Raw genomic sequence first — 18,705 nt, 5'->3', positions numbered from 1 at the left:
AGGGTTTGTCAGCGGTCTGAATTTATTGAAATAAATTAACTCTTGTTTTTTTTAGATTAAAGCACTATTCCTAAGCTAAATAATAAATTTGTCAGTAACGCTAGTCCTGCCATTTGTCCAAGTAAAGGTCGCAGTTCAATCGGGTCTTTATGGCGATAAACAAACAGGGCGTGTTTGATCAATAAAGGTAGGGTAAGTAAAAATAAGAAATTGTACCAATGGTTCAAAACACTTATTGCAAAAATCAGATAAGAAAGCACCGCTAGTGTTAGTAATAGAAGGTGATAAATGCGTCCATTTTTGCTACCAATACGCACAATGAGAGTATTTTTCCCTGCTGCCTTATCTTGATTGATGTCTCGTAGATTATTGATATTTAATACCGCAACCGCTAATAATCCACACCCGAAAGCCGGCAATAAAATAATGGTTGGTATGCTATGAGCTTGTAAATAAAATGTGCCAATAACCGCCAAGAAACCAAAAAAGATAAGCACCGAGATATCGCCTAAGCCTAAGTAACCATAAGGTTTTTTACCCACGGTATAAGTAATTGCCGCAATAATCGCAACCACGCCTAAGCCAATAAAGGCTAATAAGTCCTGCCACGTTTGATATGAATAACCAATTAACACGACACCTGATAAAAAGGCAAAACTAGCGACTACATATAATGATTTCTTCAGCTGTTCGCCTGAAATTGCCCCTTGTTGAATTGCTCGCAGTGGCCCGATACGTTCTGCTGTATCAGAGCCTTTTAAATGATCGCCATAATCATTGGCAAAGTTAGATAAGATTTGCAGTAATACGGTAGTTAAAAGAGCAAGACAGGTGGTGAGCCCATTAAAAGCGTCTGCCCAATGTGCTAATGCTGCCCCCACTAAAATAGAAGCAAGTGCTAGCGGTAAGGTTTTAGGTCTAGCGGTACTAAACCAAATAGCAAAAGTTGAGTGTTTATTCATATCAATACTAATCAAACTGTTCCGAGATTTTACTTTTAAAGTGTGGCATATTATTACAAAATAGCCATCAGGTTTTTGATTTTTAACAGAAAAAGATCAATTTTATGCAAAATTCTAACGTTAATTTGACACTTTCGCCGATTGGTATTATCCAAAGCCCCTATGGTGAAAAGTTTGCTGTGCCACGTCAGCCTAATTTAGTACAAGAAGGAAAAGGGATTTTACGCTTATTGCCACCTTATAACCACCCCGATTCAGTAAGGGGACTAACGGAGTTTAGCCACTTATGGTTGATTTTTCATTTTCATCAAATTCCTGAACGCCATTGGCACGCCACTGTTCGTCCACCTCGTTTAGGGGGAAATGAACGTGTTGGTGTTTTTGCCAGCCGAGCAACCCATCGCCCTAACCCACTAGGTTTATCCAAAGTTGAATTAAAAGATGTTGAGATCACCCAAGGCGAAGTGAATTTAATTTTAGGGAGTGTCGATTTAGTCGATGGAACGCCTATTTTTGATATTAAGCCTTACATTGCTTACGCCGATAGTGAACCTGATGCTCGATCTGGTTTTGCTCAACAAAAACCACAAGCCACATTGGCGGTAGAGTTTAGTCTCAACGCTCAACAAGCGGTAAGATCAAGCGTAAAATTTGCAAAATTTGGTATTCAATTTCCCGAACAATTCATTGCTGATGTGATTGCTCAAGATCCCCGTCCTGCTTATCAACAGGGTAAAATTAGCCAGCGTACTTATGGAATGTGTTTAGCTCAGCATAATATTTTATGGCGAATTGATGAACAAAACCCGAATAAAGCCGTTGTAGTTGATGTGCAAGATTGAACTAATATAATCAGATTATTGACAAAGTCTTTTTTCATTCGGACGCCAGCGTGGCGCCCCTACAAGGAAAGTTATAACCAATTGAAAAATAACAGATTTTATTTTGTTATGTAGGGACGCCACGCTGGCGTCCGTTTATTGAATACAACAAATTGGGGTTTGTCATCAGTCTGATATAATGCTTTCTTTTCTAACAGACGTTTTTATTTTTTAAGGAACTCTCTATGAAAAAGTTACAAAAAATCTTTGCGATCTTACCGCTTGTGGTTGCAACAATGTCTGCTCCTGCATTGGCTGATACTTCACAAACCAGTAAAGAACAATCTTTTGTTTTTTCGACACAAGTCAATCGCATTGTCGATAAAGATCTAATGCAAGTTGGACTATATAGTCATAAATCAGGTAAAAATTTAACGGAATTAAAAAAAGAAGTTTCAGTGGAGTTAAATAAATTACTTGAAGTTGCCAAAGCCTATCCTGCTATTGAGATTTCTGCCGATGGTGTGAGTAATTCGCCTAATTATGATAATAAGAACAGAGTAAATGGCTGGATTACAGAAGGGCGAATCACATTAAAAAGTAAAGATTTTGAAGCAATGGCGAAGGTGTTGGATAATTTAGGGGAAAAGATTGCGATTAGCTATATTGATTTTAGTGTTTCTCCTGAAACAATGGCAATGTTAGAAGATGAAATGACATTGGATATTATTAAGCAATTTCAACATAAAGCTGAAGTCATTCAAAAAGGCATTAATGCGAAGCGTTATACACTGAGTAGCGTACAATTAAACACACCAAATGGTGAATCTGCACCAAGTGTCTTCCGAGCAAAATCTGCCTTCGCTGCATCAATGGACAAAGCCTATGAAAACCTACCACTTGAAGCAGGCAAAGAAACGATTTCAGCTACTGCAACAGGTACTGTTATTTTTGATCAAAAATAATAGTGCTGTAGATTATGCTCCAACAAGCGGTATCTTAATGTAGAAAATTTGCAAATCCCCTATAACAAGCCTACAATGGATACCGTTTTTCACATTTTATTTAAAACTAAGGAATTCCTATGAAAATCGCAAAAAATGTTGTACCAAGTATCGCTTATCAAGTTCGTACCCAAGATGGTGTATTAGTGGATGAAGCACCTGTTGAGCAACCACTTGAATATTTACACGGTCATAATAATTTAGTTATCGGCTTAGAAAATGCGTTAGAAGGTAAAGCGGTTGGCGATGTATTTGAAGTGCGAGTAAAACCAGAAGAAGGTTATGGTGAATACAACGAAAATATGGTGCAACGTGTACCAAAAGATGTATTTATGGGAGTTGATGAGCTTGAAGTCGGTATGCGTTTTATTGCGGATACTGATGTAGGTCCATTACCTGTTGTGATTACTGCCATTGAAGGCGATGAAGTTGTGGTTGATGGTAACCATATGCTTGCAGGTCAAGAATTATTATTCAGCGTTGAAGTGGTAGCAACTCGTGAAGCAACATTAGAAGAAATCGCTCACGGACATATCCATTCAGAAGGCGGTTGTTGTGGCGGTCACGATAGTGATGAAGAACATCACGGTTGTGGTTGTGGCGGTCATCATCACCATCATCACCACTATGAAGAAGCTCACGAAGGCTGCTGTGATGAGCATCACCACCATCACCACAATGGCGAATGTTGTGATGAAGATCATCACCATCATCATACAGCAGGCGAACATTGCCATAAACACTAATTTGGTTATGTAGCCAATGAGTGAAATATCATTACAAAGTGGTATGGATTATCTCCGTACCATTTTAAGCTCTAAAATTTATGATCTTGCTCAAGTAACGCCATTACAGAAAATGGAAAAACTGTCGGAACGCTTGGGCAATGCTATCTATATCAAACGTGAAGATCGTCAGCCTGTGCATAGTTTTAAATTGCGTGGTGCTTATGCGATGATTTCCAGTCTTTCCCCTACTCAAAAAGCCGCTGGCGTAATTGCTGCATCTGCGGGTAATCACGCACAGGGTGTTGCACTTTCTGCCAAACATTTAGGCTTGCGGGCCTTAATTGTAATGCCACAGAATACCCCATCAATCAAAGTTGATGCAGTGCGTGGCTTTGGTGGAGAAGTGTTACTCTACGGTGCAAACTTTGATGAAGCGAAAGCCAAAGCGATTGAATTAGCTCAAGAACTGAATATGACCTTTGTACACCCTTTCGATCACCCGTTAGTGATTGCTGGGCAAGGAGCTATTGGTATGGAGTTACTTCAACAGCAAAGCGAGCTTGATTATATTTTTGTACCTGTCGGTGGTGGTGGTTTGGCAGCAGGTGTAGCGGTACTGATCAAACAGCTTATGCCAAGCATCAAAGTGATCGGGGTTGAATCTAAAGATTCCGCTTGCTTATTCCACGCTTTACAAGCGGGTGAGCCGATAGACCTAGAACGTGTTGGGCTATTTGCCGATGGTGTTGCAGTTAAACGGATTGGCGATGAAACTTTCCGTTTATGCCAACAATATATTGATGATGTCGTGTTAGTTGATAATGATGAAATCTGTGCTGCTTTAAAGGATATTTTTGAAAATGTGCGAGCAGTTGCAGAGCCTTCAGGGGCACTATCATTGGCTGGATTGAAAAAATATCTTTCACAACACAAACTACAAAGCAAAAATGTAGCTTGTATCCTGTCTGGAGCAAACCTAAATTTCCACACCCTACGTTATGTTTCTGAGCGTTGTGAGATCGGAGAAAAACACGAAGCCTTATTAGCGGTCACGATTCCTGAACAAAAAGGAAGTTTCTTAAAATTCTGCGAAATTTTGGGTAATCGTGCTGTTACAGAGTTTAATTATCGTCACGCAGATGATCATAAAGCCTGTATCTTTGTTGGGGTCAGAATTTCAGGAAATAGCGAAAAGCTAGAAATTATCAAAGAGTTACAGCAACATCATTATGATGTAACTGATTTATCTGAAGATGATATTGCCAAAACGCATATTCGCTATATGGTTGGTGGGCGTCCAACATCTATCGCTCAAGAGCAGTTATATAGCTTTGAATTTCCAGAGCAAAAAGGTGCATTGTTGAAATTCTTACAAACGCTGATGAACTGGGATATTTCCCTCTTCCATTATCGTGCTCACGGTGCGGACTATGGCGATATTTTGGCAGCTTTTGTGCTGACAGACTCTCAGCATCTTCAATTCCAACAAGATTTAGAGAAACTTGGCTATCGCTACCAGAATGTAAGCAATAGCCCAGCCTATCAATATTTTTTAAAATAAACGAAAACAAGCGGTGGGTTATAGCTAATTTTTTGCAAATTTTAGCTGTCATCTCACCGCTTATGATCGAACAATAATCAAATAGATTAAGAGAATACTTCTATGGCAGAACGTAAATATTTTGGCACCGATGGTGTACGTGGCAAAGTGGGCACTTTCCCTATCACTCCAGAGTTTGCTTTAAAATTAGGTTGGGCAGCAGGTAAAATCCTTGCAACACAAGGCTCAAAAAAGGTATTGATCGGTAAAGATACTCGTATTTCAGGCTATATGTTGGAGTCTGCTCTTGAAGCAGGACTCGCAGCAGCTGGTTTATCTGCAGCATTCACAGGCCCAATGCCAACCCCTGCTATTGCCTATTTAACCCGTACATTCCGAGCGGAAGCGGGTATTGTGATTTCCGCATCACATAATCCTTATTATGATAACGGAATTAAATTTTTCTCGGCAAGTGGCGAAAAACTACCTGATGAAATAGAAGAAGCCATCGAAGCGATGCTTGATCAGCCGATGGATTGCGTAGAATCTGCGGAGCTTGGACGTGCAAGCCGTATCACTGATGCAGCTGGGCGTTATATTGAATTTTGTAAAAGTACTTTCCCTGCTCATTTAAGCCTTGAAGGCTATAAAATCGTCGTGGATTGTGCGAATGGTGCGACTTATCACATTGCTCCCAACGTAATGCGTGAACTAGGGGCGGAAGTAATTGAGATCGGCACTCACCCAGACGGCTTAAATATCAATGAAAAATGCGGGGCAACAGACATTAAAGCCTTACAAAAAGTTGTTGTAGAAGTTGGGGCTGACGTTGGTTTAGCTTATGATGGCGATGGCGACCGTTTAATTATGGTAGATCACTTAGGAAATAAAGTTGATGGCGACCAAATTCTCTTTATTATTGCTCGTGAAGCCTTGCGTGCTGGTAAATTACAGGGTGGCGTTGTAGGTACGCTAATGAGTAATATGAGCCTTGAAATTGCACTCAAACAACTTGCCATTCCGTTTGTGCGTGCTAATGTCGGTGACCGCTATGTGCTAGAACAACTGAAAGAAAAAGGCTGGAAACTTGGCGGTGAAAATTCAGGGCATATCATTGTGCTTGATAAAAACTCAACGGGCGATGGCATTATTGCTTCTCTTGAAGTTTTAGGTGCAATGGCAAGCCATAAGCTCAGTTTAAATGAATTAGCCAAGGCTGTACCTCTGTTCCCACAAGTGCTACTCAATGTGCGTTTTGCAGGAGGGGCAAACCCACTTGAAAGTGCCGAAGTTAAAGCAGTTGCCGCAGATGTGGAACAACGCTTAGCAGGAAAAGGACGTATTCTACTGCGTAAATCAGGCACAGAGCCACTTATTCGTGTAATGGTCGAATGTGAAGATGGTGAACTTGCACAACGCTGTGCAGAAGAAATTGTCGAAGCAATAAAACGTAATTAAAACAAGCGGTCAATTAGTTGAAAAATTCTGCCAAAATCAAACCGCTTATCTTATCGAAATTTTAAAGAGAAAAAACAATGTCAAAACCAATCGTATTTAGTGGCGTTCAACCATCAGGTGAATTAAGTTTAGGCAACTATTTAGGGGCTTTACGTCAATGGACGAAAATGCAAGATGATTATGACTGCTTATTCTGTATCGTTGATTTACACGCCATCACCGTCCGCCAAGATCCAGAAGCCTTACGCAAAGCCACTTTAGACACCCTAGCAATCTATCTAGCTTGTGGCATTGATCCAGAAAAAAGCACTATCTTTATTCAATCCCACGTGCCAGAACATTCACAATTGGCGTGGATTTTGAATTGCTATACTTATTTCGGTGAAATGGGACGTATGACCCAATTTAAAGATAAATCCGCTCGCCACGAAGATAATGTCAATGTAGGGTTATTCACTTACCCAGTGCTAATGGCGGCAGATATTTTGCTCTATCAAGCAAATCAAGTACCTGTTGGCGATGACCAAAAACAACATTTAGAAATTACCCGTGATATTGCTAACCGCTTTAATGCCCTATACGGTAAAAAAGATGAAGAGGGTAATATCACAGAAACCTTATTTGCAGTACCTGAAGTTTTCATTGCTAAAACAGGGGCAAGAGTAATGTCATTACTTGAGCCAACCAAAAAAATGTCAAAATCAGACGATAACCGCAATAACGTTATCGGTTTATTAGAAGATCCGAAATCGGTTGCGAAAAAAATTAAGCGAGCAATGACAGACGGTGATGAGCCACCTGTTGTACGTTACGATGTGAAAGAAAAACCAGGCGTGTCGAATCTACTTGATATTTTGGCAAGCGTAACAGGTAAAACTATTCCGCAACTAGAAGCTGAATTTGAAGGCAAAATGTATGGACATCTAAAAACTGCCGTAGCCGATGAAGTTTCTGCAATGTTAAGTCAATTACAAGAACGTTATCATCATTTCCGTAATGATGAAGCTCTACTTGAAAAAATCTATCAAGAAGGTGCGAAAAAAGCACGCTCCAAAGCTCAAGAAACATTAAAACAAGTCTATCAAGCGGTGGGATTTGTGGTGTAATCCTTAAAAAGATGGCTTAAAGCTTTATGCAATTAAGTGCTTTAAGCCAATCCTAATCTAACTAATTTAAACTGCCCTATCTATACTTATAAAGCGATAGGGCAATTTTATTTAAATTAGTACAGAACGCCTTTAGCTTCTTCTGAATCTATATTATCTTTGGTAACATAAACGACACCAGTATCGATAAATTTCTCAACTTTCTCACCTTTAATGAGTTTGCCGATAGTATCAATACCTTTATAGCCCATTTGGTAAGATGATTGCACCACAATACCGTCTAAAGTTCCATCACGTACAAAGTTTTGTAGATCTGAGTTACCATCAAAGCCAACGGCAACAATTTTGCCCGCAAAGCCTTTTTGTTTTACTGCACGAGCCATACCTACGGCAGTTGGTTCATTTGCCCCAAAGATTGCCGCAATATCTGGGTTAGAACCTAATACGTCTTCTGTTTGGTTTAATGCTTTTACCATTTCTGAATCAGAATAATATGGGCCAATTAATTTATAATCTGCTTTTGCTTTAACTTCATCAATAAACCCACCTGTACGCTCAATGGCAGAGGCTGCACCTTGAGTAAATGACATCACAGCAACTTTACCGCTTTTTACTTTAGCGAGTAGTTTTTCAGCTGCAAGTTTGCCTGCCGCACGATTATCCGTAGCAAGGAAAGATTGATAATATTTACCATCGCTATTTAAGCCAGAATCAATCAATACGACAGGAATACCGCTTTCATAGGCTTTTTTCACTGCTGGAACAAGAGCAACAGGATCAGATGCAGCAAGAACAATACCTGCAACCCCACGATTTACTGCATTATCAACCATATTTACTTGGGCATCGATTGCTGTTTCTGCTTCAGGACCTTGGAAAGTAACTTTATATTTATCTCCCATATCTTTACCTGCAGTTTCTGCACCTTTACGCACATTTTGCCAGAAAGTAGAGTTCGCTGATTTTACGATAACAGCAATTTCATCAGATTTTGCCCAAGCAGAGCCTGCGAAAAGGGTTGATAAACCTAATACAGTTGCGGTTACGATTGCTAATTTTTTCATAGTTAAATCTCCTATAGGATCAACAGATTATTTTTTACCAAGTTTTTTAGATTGACGTAATTGGTCTAAAGAAACCGCAACGATAATCACCAAACCGATAACAATCATTTGTACAAACGATGATACGCCATTCATATTCAAACCATTACGGAGTACACCGATAATGAATGACCCAATTAACGTGCCAGGAATTGTACCCACACCGCCCATCAACGATGTTCCCCCGACTACTGCACTTGCAATTGCATCTAATTCATAAGAAACCCCACCATTTGGTTGTGCGGTAACAAGACGAGATGCAAGGATTACGCCTGTTAAACCAGAAAGTAAACCACTGGCAACATAGGCATAAATTTTAATTACGTTAGTTTTAATACCTGATAAACGTGCGGCTTCTTCATTGGAGCCAATCGCATAGATATAACGCCCTACTTTTAATTTTGTCAGAGCAAATGTGAATAGGACAGTAATAAAGATCATAATAATCACAGGGTATGGAATGCCAGCAAAGACAACTTTAGGTAAACCATTCGAGCCTTCTTCTACAATTTTAAATAAAGCACCATTACCTAAAGCAGCGAAAGACTCTGGCATCCCAGATACAGGGGCGGCATTCGTTACATAAAGAGCCAAACCGCGAGCGACCATCATCATACCGAGTGTAGCAATGAATGGCGGAAGTTTCATTCGAGTGACTAAAATCCCGTTAATCAAACCACAAATCCCACCAACTAAAATACCAAATACCATTCCAATAGGTACTGGAACTCCCGCATTGACGATCATAGCAGCAGCGACTCCTGAAAGAGCCACAACAGAGCCTGTACTTAAATCAATTCCACCTGTTAAAATGACACAGGTCGCCCCAATACCAATTAAGGCGATGGTTGAAGTTTGTAACCCTACTGTCATAATATTATTTGACGTAAAGAAGTATTCGTTAGTCACGCTAAAGAAAATAACTAACAATACTAATCCTGCTAATGCTGCCATTTTTCGTAGCATATCTTTGTATTTATCGTTCATTTGATTACTCCTTAGTTTTTATATTCGTGACTAAACATATTTTTTACGCCAGTGGCATACTGCATAATCTCTTCTTGATTTGTTTTTTTCGTTTCTAACATACCTGTCATACGTCCTTCTCGCATTACAATAACTCGATCCGTAATACCTAGGATCTCAGGAAGTTCAGACGAAATAACAATAACTCCCACGCCATTCGCTGCAAGCTCATCAATCAGTTGATAAATTGCATACTTAGCCCCCACATCAATACCACGAGTAGGCTCATCAAAAATCATTACATTCGCATCTCGGAATAACCATTTACCAATAACGACTTTTTGTTGGTTTCCACCACTTAAATTATTCACAAGTTGCTCTGGCGTTGGTGTTTTAATTTCCATTTTCTTAATGAAAGTATCACTGGCTTTCAATTCTTCTGTGTGAGAAATCACACCAAGCTGATCGGTTACTTTGTCCATTGATGCCATAGTAATATTTTCACGAATACTCATTCGTACTGCGACACCATTTAACTTGCGATCTTCGGAAAGGTAAGCAATTCCTGCCTTAATTGAGTCTGACGGATCACGAATCACCACTTTCTTATTACGCACATAAATTTCACCTGCATCTAACTGATCTGCACCAAATATCGCTCTTGCAAGCTCAGTTCGTTTTGCACCAACTAACCCCGTAATACCTAAAACTTCTCCTTTAAGTAAGTCAAAATTAAGAGGCTCAAAAACACCATAACGCTCAGCATTCATTACGGATAATAGAATTTCATCACTAATTTGAGCGGTTTTCGGTGGGAAATGGTTGTCTAAGGTACGCCCAACCATTTTTGTGATGATTTCATCCATTGTAATATCATCAAAATGATGACTAGAGACGTAAGTTCCGTCACGAAAAATCGTAATACGGTCGCAAATTTGTTTTAATTCATCCATACGATGTGAAATATAAACAATACACACTCCTTTCGCTTTTAAACGACGAACTAATTCAAATAATTTCTCAATTTCTTTTTCGGTTAAAGCTGAAGTTGGCTCATCCATAATTAAAACTTCAACATCAAAAGAAAGTGCTTTAGCTATTTCAACCATCTGCTGACGAGCAACAGAAAGATCTTTAACTAAATCGGTAGGCTCTACGTCAATATCAAACATATTGAGCAATTCAGCCGCATCTTTATTCATTTTGGCTTTATCAACAATACCAAAATTAACAGGTTCACGAGCAAAGAATATATTTTCAGCAACAGTTAAATGCGGAATTAAATTTAATTCTTGGAAAATCATACTTATTCCATCGTGCTGTGCTTCTAATACAGAAGAATAATTTACCTTCTTCCCTTTATAAATAATTTCCCCTTCATCAGCTTGATAAACACCAATCAAACATTTCATTAAAGTGGATTTTCCAGCTCCGTTTTCCCCCATCAATGCGTGGGCTTCACCTTTGTGAAGCTCTAGTTGAACATTCTTGAGAGCCTGTACTCCAACGAAAGATTTGCTTATATTTTTCATTGAGAGCAACGGCACATTGCTATTCACTATGGTCATACTGCCTCCAGCCGTTAATATATAAACTTACGCAGACTTAATAAGAAACAGCAATATATTTAAATAAAAAGGTATTAAAACAAAGGTTATTTACGCGATTAGAGGGTATTTTGTGATAAAACTCACAAAAATAATCAATTTCTGAATTTATAGACTGCCCGATTTGAATCAAAAAATAGAAAATCGGGCAGAATTAAACATAATTAGAAAGGAAAATAATTAAGCGGTAGGTTTCTTTGATAAATTTGCAAAAAAATTTACCTCTTGATTATATAGAAACTAAGTTCCCTATCAGAAGGAAACTATTCTGACCTTAATTGAATTACACCAAATGCAATTCAATATTCATAGATATAATCTTTTCTCTTACATTATATATCAAGGAATGATCACAAATAATTTGATCAAAAACATCCAATGGGTACACTAGGAAAGTTGCTACTTTTCCATATTTTGATGAATCGCTGACCAAGATATTTTTTTGACTAGACTCAATAATAGCTTTCTTTACAGGAATCTTATTCTCATCGGGAGTTGTTATTCCTTGCAGATTCCAAGATGATGTGGATATAAATGCCATATCGATCGAAATATTTCTTAAAAATTGAGCAGATAATTCTCCGACCGAGGAACGATTCTCTTTACAAACCCTACCTCCTGTATGCATAAGTTCACATCGCCCATATTGCATTAAAAATTCAGCGATACCAAAGTCATTTGTGATAACCAATAAATCTTCTCTATCTACGATTTCCTTAGCTATTTCTAATGTTGTTGAACCCGCATCTAGATAAATTGTCGATTTAGGAAGAATCATTTGAGCAGCCAATTTTCCTATTTTAGCTTTTTCAACATAATATAGTAGAGATTTGTCATCTCTTGTCGGCTCCGTAATTAATCTTTCAAGTAATTGTACTCCACCAGAAACGGAGATTACTTTCCCTGATTGTTCCAATTTATGAATATCTCGACGAATGGTCATATGAGAAACTCCGATAATTTCTACAAGTGTAGAAATACTCATTACACCATTCATCTCAATTAAACTTAAAATTTTCTTCTGTCTTTCTATTGGAATAAGCATATGATTTTTCTAGAAATAACCATTTTAAACAATTATATCCCTATTTTCTCTCATCACAAAATTTAACAAAAAATAACAAATTGTTAAATTTTGTGATATTGATCACAGATTTTATAACGGAAAAAGAGCAATATATTAATAAGATATTTAATTAAGAGGAGTACATAGATGAATAAATCTTATTCTGTCGCTGTAATTGGTCTTGGATCAATGGGAATGGGCGCTGCAATATCTTGTATCAATGCAGGGTTAGATACTTACGGTATCGATTTAAATCCCTTAACTTTGGAGCAGTTGAAAGCTGCCGGAGCAACTGGCATAGGTAGCAATGGAAATCTTTTTGCTCACAAACTAGATGCTGTTGTTATTTTAGTTGTTAATGCTACCCAAGCAAATTCTGCCTTATTTGGTGAAAATGGCATCGCTAGATATCTAAGAAAAGGAACTCCTGTGATGGTATCTTCCACTATGTCTGCTGAAGATGCACAGAAGATTTCACAAAAATTAACAGAACTTGAATTAGTTATGTTGGATGCGCCGGTGTCAGGGGGAGCAGCTAAAGCAATAAAAGGTGAAATAACAATAATGGCCTCAGGCTCTCAAGATGTTTTTGACAAACTAAAACCTGTACTAGATGCCGTAGCAAGTAAAGTATATAACATTGGTAAAGATATTGGATTGGGATCTACTGTAAAAATTATTCATCAACTGTTAGCAGGGGTTCATATTGCTGCTGGGGCTGAAGCGATGGCACTAGCTGCTAGGGCCAATATCCCATTGGAACTTATGTATGATGTTGTGACAAATGCAGCAGGTAATTCTTGGATGTTCGAAAATAGAATGAAACACGTTGTTGATGGTGATTATACACCTTTATCAATGGTCGATATTTTTGTTAAGGATTTAGGGTTAGTTGCCGATACAGCTAAATCCTTAAAATTCCCATTACCTTTAGCAAGCACCGCTTTTAATATGTTTACCGAAGCAAGTAATGCGGGTTACGGAAAAGAAGATGATAGTGCGGTAATTAAAATTTTTAATGGTATTGATTTACCAAAGAAACAGGAGAAATAGGATGTTAGGTGTTATTGCAGATGACTTCACTGGTGCAAGTGATATTGCTAGTTTCCTAGTGGAAAATGGTTTAAATACAGTACAGATGAATGGTGTACCTAGCTCATCATTGACATACAAAGTAGATGCCATCGTCATTAGCTTAAAATCTCGTTCTAATCCAGTGAATGAGGCGATAGAACAATCTTTGAGTGCTCTAAAATGGCTAAAAGATAATGGCTGCACTCAATTTTATTTTAAATATTGTTCAACATTTGATAGTACTGAAAACGGAAATATTGGTCCTGTTACAGATGCGTTGCTTAAAGAACTAAATGAAGATTTTACAGTGATTTGCCCTGCACTTCCGATTAATGGGCGTACCATTTTTAATGGTTATCTATTTGTGGGTAATGTTTTGCTTAATGAGTCTGGAATGCAGAACCATCCAATCACACCAATGAAAGATGCTAACTTAGTACGCTTAATGGATATGCAGGCAAAAGGCAGAACTGGGCTTGTTACTTATTCTGATATTATGCAAGGTACTGAGTTTGTTCAGAAACGTTTTTCTGAATTAAAACAACAAGGATTTAAATATGCGGTTGTGGATTCTGTAGATAATAGCCAATTAGCTGTACTTGCAGAAACAACTAAGGATATGAAATTAGTAACAGGTGGATCAGGGCTTGCTGCCTATATGGCAGCAAAAATTAGTGGAGGAAAAAAAGGTGAGAATGCCTTTACTCCACCAAAAGCCAAGACTGTAATACTGTCAGGCTCTTGCTCGGTCATGACAAATAAGCAAGTTGCTAAATATTCAGAAAACGCACCGCACTTTTATTTAGATGTTGAGCAAAGTTTATCTAATTCTCACTATGCAGAAGAACTCGCTCAGTGGGTTTTAAATAATTTATCAAGCGAGTTTGCACCAATCGTTTATGCAACAGTTCCTCCAGAGAAATTAAAAGAAATTCAACAAAAATTTGGTGCAGATGTTGCTAGTCAGTCCATCGAACATACTTTTGCAAAATTGGCAGATAAACTGAAAGCTGAAGGAATTAAGAATTTCATTACTGCAGGTGGAGAAACCTCGAGTATTGTTGTTCAGCAGCTAGGTTTTACAGGATTCCACATAGGCAAACAGATTGCACCTGGCGTACCTTGGTTAAAAGCCTTAGATGAAGATATCTTCCTTGCACTCAAATCAGGAAATTTTGGTACAGAAGACTTTTTCTTTTTCGCACAAGGAATGTTTCTATGACGGAATTAGAGCAAAAAATTGAAATGGCGAATTTAGGGCGCTCATTATTTGAGCGTGGCTATACTGTCGGTGGCGCAGGTAATTTATCAGTACGTTTAGATGAAAGTAGAATCCTAGTTACCCCAACGGGATCGTCTTTAGGTAGATTACAAGCTGAGCGTTTATCTGTATTGGATCTTGCAGGTAATTTGTTATCTGGTGATAAACCATCCAAAGAATCTGTCTTCCATTTAGAAATTTATCGCAAGAATCCTGAATGTAATGCGATTGTTCATCTACACTCCACTTATTTAACCGCACTTTCATGTTTAGAAAATCTAAATACCGAAAATGCAATTCAAGCCTTTACTCCTTACTATGTAATGCGTGTAGGAGCATTACCAGTTATTCCTTATTACTGCCCTGGCGATATTAACATTGCAAGAGAATTAGGAAATAGAGCCTTATCTGGAAAAGCTTTTCTTTTAGCTAATCATGGTGTTGTTGTAACGGGTAAAGACTTGGTAGATGCCGTTGATAATGCTGAAGAATTAGAAGAAACAGCCAAATTATATTTTATTTTACAGGGACAAAACATTCGCTATTTAACAAAAAATGAGATTAAAGATCTTGAAAATCGAGGGAAATAACAATGCCAAAATTTGCAGCAAATTTAACAATGATGTTTACCGAAGTTCCTTTTTTAGAACGTTTTGAAGCGGCAGCTAAAGCAGGATTCAAATATGTAGAGTACCTTTGGCCTTATGACTATCCAGCAGATTTACTAAAGGCAAAATTGGATCAGTATAATTTACAACAAGTTCTATTTAATACTTCTGCGGGCAATATAGATGCTGGAGAGTGGGGAATATCTGCTATTCCAAATCGTGAACAAGACAGTCATAAGAATATTGATCTTGCCTTAGAATACGCCCTAGCGTTGGGTTGCCCTAATGTACATATTATGGCTGCCGTAGTACCAGAGGGGGCCGATAGAGAACTATACAAACAAACATTTGTAAAAAATATTCGTTATGCTTCGGAGAAATTTAAGCCTTATGGTATCAATATTTTATTAGAAGCACTTAGCCCTCAAGTTAAACCTAATTATTTATTAAAAAGCCAGCTAGATACATTAGAAATTGTAGAGTTAGTCGATCGTGATAATGTATTTATTCAGCTAGATTATTTTCATGCACAAAATGTAGATGGTAATTTATCTCAATTAACTGACCGCTTGAAAGATAAAATTGCACATATTCAAATTGCCTCAGTACCCAATCGCCATGAGCCTGATGAAGGAGAAATAAATTATGAATACTTATTCAATAAACTTGATGAAATCGGCTATCAAGGCTTCATTGGTTGTGAATATAAACCACGTTCTGACACTGTTGCAGGTTTAGACTGGTTTAAACCTTACAAGTAGAACATAAAATTTCTCGTAAAATGCCCTATTTTTCATGGGTAGGGCTTTTTGCACCCTATAAACACCCAAATGCACCAAAAACAAGCGATTTTTGTCTGAAGTGCAAGAAATTTTAAGGAGAATACAATGAAAATTGTTATTACTGGAGGACAAGGTTTCTTGGGACAACGTCTTGCTAAAACTTTGTTATCTAATTCAGATTTATCCATAAATGAATTGGTTCTAATTGATGTTATCCAACCTATTGCACCTAATAATGACCCCAGAGTACGTTGTTTGGAAATGGATTTACGTAATCCAGAGGGGCTAGAAAAAATTATTGATACTAGAACAAATGCTATTTTCCATTTAGCTGCGATAGTAAGTAGCCATGCAGAGCAGGATCCCGATTTAGGATATGAAATTAACTTTCTAGCTACTCGCAATTTATTAGAAGTATGTCGGAAAAATAACCCTAAAGTACGGTTTATTTTTTCAAGTTCCTTGGCTGTATATGGAGGGAATTTACCTAATGTTATCCAAGATCATACCGCTGTTACGCCACAATCTACTTACGGTTCACAAAAAGCAATGAGTGAACTGCTTATCAATGATTATACGAGAAAGGGATTTATTGACGGTATTACCCTTCGTTTACCAACGATTTGTATTCGTCCGGGAAAACCAAACAAAGCTGCATCATCTTTTGTAAGCAGTATTATCCGTGAGCCATTGCACGGTGAAGATGCTATTTGTCCTGTTTCCAAAAAGCTTAATTTATGGCTTTCTAGTCCAAATACGGTTGTAAAAAATTTCATTCATGCATTAACGCTACCATCTTTACCAGCAAGATCCTGGCATACGATTAATCTGCCTGGATTTACAGTGAGTGTTGAACAAATGTTATCCGATCTTAGTAAGGTAAAAGGTAATGATATTTTAGAAAAAGTTAAATTTAATTTTGATGAAAATATCAACAATATTGTGGCAAGTTGGCCAGCTCAAATCAATTGTCATCAAGCATTAGATTTAGGTTTTAGTATGGATCAATGTTTTGTCGATGTAATTCAACAATTTATTCAATGTGATATGTCATAGGAGGCATCATGTTTGGTTTACCCGTTCCTATTATAGGGTTATTAGTTGCAGTATTTGTACTTGTGGTGTTAGTCCTTAGAACAAGAGTTCACGCTTTTATTGCAATGTTAATTGCTTCTGCTATCGCTGGATTAATTGGTGGTATGAGCGTTGATAATACTTTAGGTGCTATTACTAAAGGCTTTGGAGGTACTCTCGGTGGTATCGGTATTGTTATTGGACTTGGTGTTATGATGGGCAGCATCCTTGAAGTGTCGGGCGCAGCCGAGAAAATGGCATATAGTTTCATTAAATTCTTAGGTAAGAAGAAAGAAGAATGGGCATTAGCTATTACAGGGTATGTAGTAAGTATCCCAATTTTTGTTGATTCTGCATTCGTTATCTTATACCCAGTAGCAAAAGCACTAGCGAAGAACGGTAAACGTTCATTATTAACCTTAGGTGTTGCTTTAGCTGGTGGATTAGTTGTTACTCACCATACGGTTCCACCAACCCCAGGTCCATTAGGTGTTGCTGGATTATTTGGTGTAGATATTGGAGCAATGTTACTAGTTGGTATGGCAATGGCTATTCTTCCTGTAATTGGTATTGTTCTATATGCTAAATGGCTAGACAAAAAATATCCAACCTTTAATCAAGAAGTGTTTACCCAAGAAGAGTTAAAACAAAAATACGATGATTATATTGAAAACCGTGAGAAAAAAGAGTTACCAAGCTTAGGCTTATCATTGTTACCTATCTTATTACCAATAGGTTTAATCTTTATTAAAGCTATCTTAGGTTTAATGACCAAAGAGAATCCAGCATTAACAGAAAATTCTTTATACCAATTCTTTAACTTTATTGGGCATCCAATGATTGCACTAGCAATTAGTGTTCTAGTAGCGGTATATACCTTACTACCAAAAGCTGATAAAAACACAACTGCACTTCATCTTGAAGAAGGAGTAAAAACAGCAGGTATTATTTTATTAGTAACAGGTGCTGGTGGTGCATTAGGAGCCGTATTACGTGATAGTGGTGCCGGTAAACAGCTTGCAGAACAAGTTGCTGCATTACCAATTTCACCAATATTAATTCCATTTATCGTATCAACTTTAGTTCGATTCATTCAGGGGTCTGGAACTGTTGCAATGATTACCGCCGCATCTATATCCGCTCCAATTTTAGCTCAAATACCTGGTGTAAATATGTTACTCGCTGCTCAAGCTGCTACTATGGGTTCATTATTCTTTGGTTACTTTAATGACAGCTTATTCTGGGTTGTTAATCGAATGATGGGAATTAATGATGTTAAAAAACAAATGATCGTCTGGTCTGTACCAACAACAATTGCTTGGGCGATTGGCGGTAGCTTAGTTATTCTTGCTAACTTAATTTGGGGTAATGATGGTTCAATTACTGATTTATTGCTTCCAGTAGGTGTTCTAGTCGCAATTCTTGCTTATGTAAATCTACAAAGCAAAAAATTCTAGTTTATTCTATGAAGAAATAGCAACAGAGAAATAATCTTTGTTGCTATTTTGTCCATCACATCTATTTAAATGAACGGTCAGATAAATG

At 37.8% G+C, this 18,705-nt stretch carries 17 protein-coding genes; 12 read left to right on the top strand and 5 right to left on the bottom strand.

The genetic code is table 11. The features are described from left to right. Nucleotides 1-56: 56 nt before the first annotated feature. Nucleotides 57-962, bottom strand: a complete 906-nt coding sequence (locus tag A1D25_RS06945) for a 1,4-dihydroxy-2-naphthoate polyprenyltransferase (RefSeq protein ID WP_157394969.1) — start codon at nt 960-962, stop codon at nt 57-59. A 104-nt stretch (nt 963-1,066) separates the two neighbouring features. On the opposite strand from A1D25_RS06945, the gene tsaA reads away from it, so the two are divergent. From tsaA to trpS, 6 genes are all read left to right on the top strand, one after another. Beyond that, nucleotides 1,067-1,804: a tRNA (N6-threonylcarbamoyladenosine(37)-N6)-methyltransferase TrmO gene (gene tsaA / locus A1D25_RS06940; RefSeq protein WP_157394968.1), complete on the top strand. Its 738-nt coding sequence runs from the start codon at nt 1,067-1,069 to the stop codon at nt 1,802-1,804. 224 nt (nt 1,805-2,028) lie between these two features. Next, entirely contained in the window at nt 2,029-2,748 is a 720-nt protein-coding gene (locus A1D25_RS06935) for an SIMPL domain-containing protein (protein ID WP_157394967.1), read from the top strand. A 119-nt stretch (nt 2,749-2,867) separates the two neighbouring features. Further along, complete coding sequence (gene slyD / locus A1D25_RS06930; protein ID WP_157394966.1) at nt 2,868-3,533, top strand: peptidylprolyl isomerase; 666 nt, start codon at nt 2,868-2,870, stop codon at nt 3,531-3,533. Between the two features lie 16 nt (nt 3,534-3,549). Beyond that, nucleotides 3,550-5,076, top strand: coding sequence for a threonine ammonia-lyase, biosynthetic (gene ilvA, locus A1D25_RS06925; RefSeq protein WP_157394965.1), 1,527 nt, complete (start codon nt 3,550-3,552; stop codon nt 5,074-5,076). 102 nt (nt 5,077-5,178) lie between these two features. Beyond that, nucleotides 5,179-6,513: a phosphoglucosamine mutase gene (glmM, locus tag A1D25_RS06920; RefSeq protein ID WP_157394964.1), complete on the top strand. Its 1,335-nt coding sequence runs from the start codon at nt 5,179-5,181 to the stop codon at nt 6,511-6,513. Nucleotides 6,514-6,590: 77 nt separating this feature from the next. Continuing rightward, nucleotides 6,591-7,619 carry a tryptophan--tRNA ligase gene (trpS, locus tag A1D25_RS06915; protein WP_157394963.1) on the top strand — a complete coding sequence of 343 codons (1,029 nt, stop codon included), beginning with the start codon at nt 6,591-6,593 and terminating at the stop codon, nt 7,617-7,619. Between the two features lie 116 nt (nt 7,620-7,735). On the opposite strand, the gene A1D25_RS06910 is transcribed toward trpS, so the two are convergent. The 4 genes from A1D25_RS06910 to A1D25_RS06895 all read right to left on the bottom strand — a co-directional run bounded on the left by A1D25_RS06910 (nt 7,736) and on the right by A1D25_RS06895 (nt 12,340). Next, nucleotides 7,736-8,683: an ABC transporter substrate-binding protein gene (locus A1D25_RS06910; RefSeq protein ID WP_157394962.1), complete on the bottom strand. Its 948-nt coding sequence runs from the start codon at nt 8,681-8,683 to the stop codon at nt 7,736-7,738. Between the two features lie 27 nt (nt 8,684-8,710). After that, a complete protein-coding gene (locus A1D25_RS06905) occupies nt 8,711-9,709 on the bottom strand; it encodes an ABC transporter permease (protein ID WP_157394961.1) in 999 nt (332 codons plus the stop codon). An 11-nt stretch (nt 9,710-9,720) separates the two neighbouring features. Continuing rightward, entirely contained in the window at nt 9,721-11,256 is a 1,536-nt protein-coding gene (locus A1D25_RS06900; protein ID WP_157394960.1) for a sugar ABC transporter ATP-binding protein, read from the bottom strand. A gap of 322 nt (nt 11,257-11,578) precedes the next feature. Next, entirely contained in the window at nt 11,579-12,340 is a 762-nt protein-coding gene (locus A1D25_RS06895; protein ID WP_157394959.1) for a DeoR/GlpR family DNA-binding transcription regulator, read from the bottom strand. A 168-nt stretch (nt 12,341-12,508) separates the two neighbouring features. Here A1D25_RS06895 and ltnD point away from each other — a divergent pair, with 168 nt between their 5' ends. The 6 genes from ltnD to A1D25_RS06865 all read left to right on the top strand — a co-directional run bounded on the left by ltnD (nt 12,509) and on the right by A1D25_RS06865 (nt 18,617). Then, nucleotides 12,509-13,414 carry an L-threonate dehydrogenase gene (gene ltnD / locus A1D25_RS06890; RefSeq protein WP_157394958.1) on the top strand — a complete coding sequence of 302 codons (906 nt, stop codon included), beginning with the start codon at nt 12,509-12,511 and terminating at the stop codon, nt 13,412-13,414. Nucleotide 13,415: 1 nt separating this feature from the next. Next, nucleotides 13,416-14,657, top strand: a complete 1,242-nt coding sequence (otnK, locus tag A1D25_RS06885) for a 3-oxo-tetronate kinase (protein ID WP_157394957.1) — start codon at nt 13,416-13,418, stop codon at nt 14,655-14,657. Next, the gene (gene otnC, locus A1D25_RS06880; RefSeq protein ID WP_157394956.1) at nt 14,654-15,286 is read left to right on the top strand and encodes a 3-oxo-tetronate 4-phosphate decarboxylase; all 633 of its coding nucleotides are present in this window, start codon (nt 14,654-14,656) and stop codon (nt 15,284-15,286) included. Before otnK ends, otnC begins: the two co-directional genes overlap by 4 nt. A gap of 2 nt (nt 15,287-15,288) precedes the next feature. Continuing rightward, complete coding sequence (gene otnI / locus A1D25_RS06875; protein WP_157394955.1) at nt 15,289-16,065, top strand: 2-oxo-tetronate isomerase; 777 nt, start codon at nt 15,289-15,291, stop codon at nt 16,063-16,065. Between the two features lie 126 nt (nt 16,066-16,191). Further along, on the top strand, nt 16,192-17,142 hold the full coding sequence (gene denD, locus A1D25_RS06870; protein WP_157394954.1) for a D-erythronate dehydrogenase: 951 nt from the start codon (nt 16,192-16,194) through the stop codon (nt 17,140-17,142). An 8-nt stretch (nt 17,143-17,150) separates the two neighbouring features. Next, a complete protein-coding gene (locus tag A1D25_RS06865) occupies nt 17,151-18,617 on the top strand; it encodes a GntT/GntP/DsdX family permease (RefSeq protein WP_157394953.1) in 1,467 nt (488 codons plus the stop codon). The last annotated feature ends 88 nt before the right edge of the window (nt 18,618-18,705 follow it).

It is taken from the genome of Ursidibacter arcticus (assembly GCF_009761375.1).
In the GTDB taxonomy this organism is placed as follows: Bacteria; Pseudomonadota; Gammaproteobacteria; order Enterobacterales; family Pasteurellaceae; genus Ursidibacter; species Ursidibacter arcticus.
The sequence above is the reverse complement of the archived record's forward strand: the minus strand, read 5'-3'. Positions and strand labels throughout refer to the sequence as shown.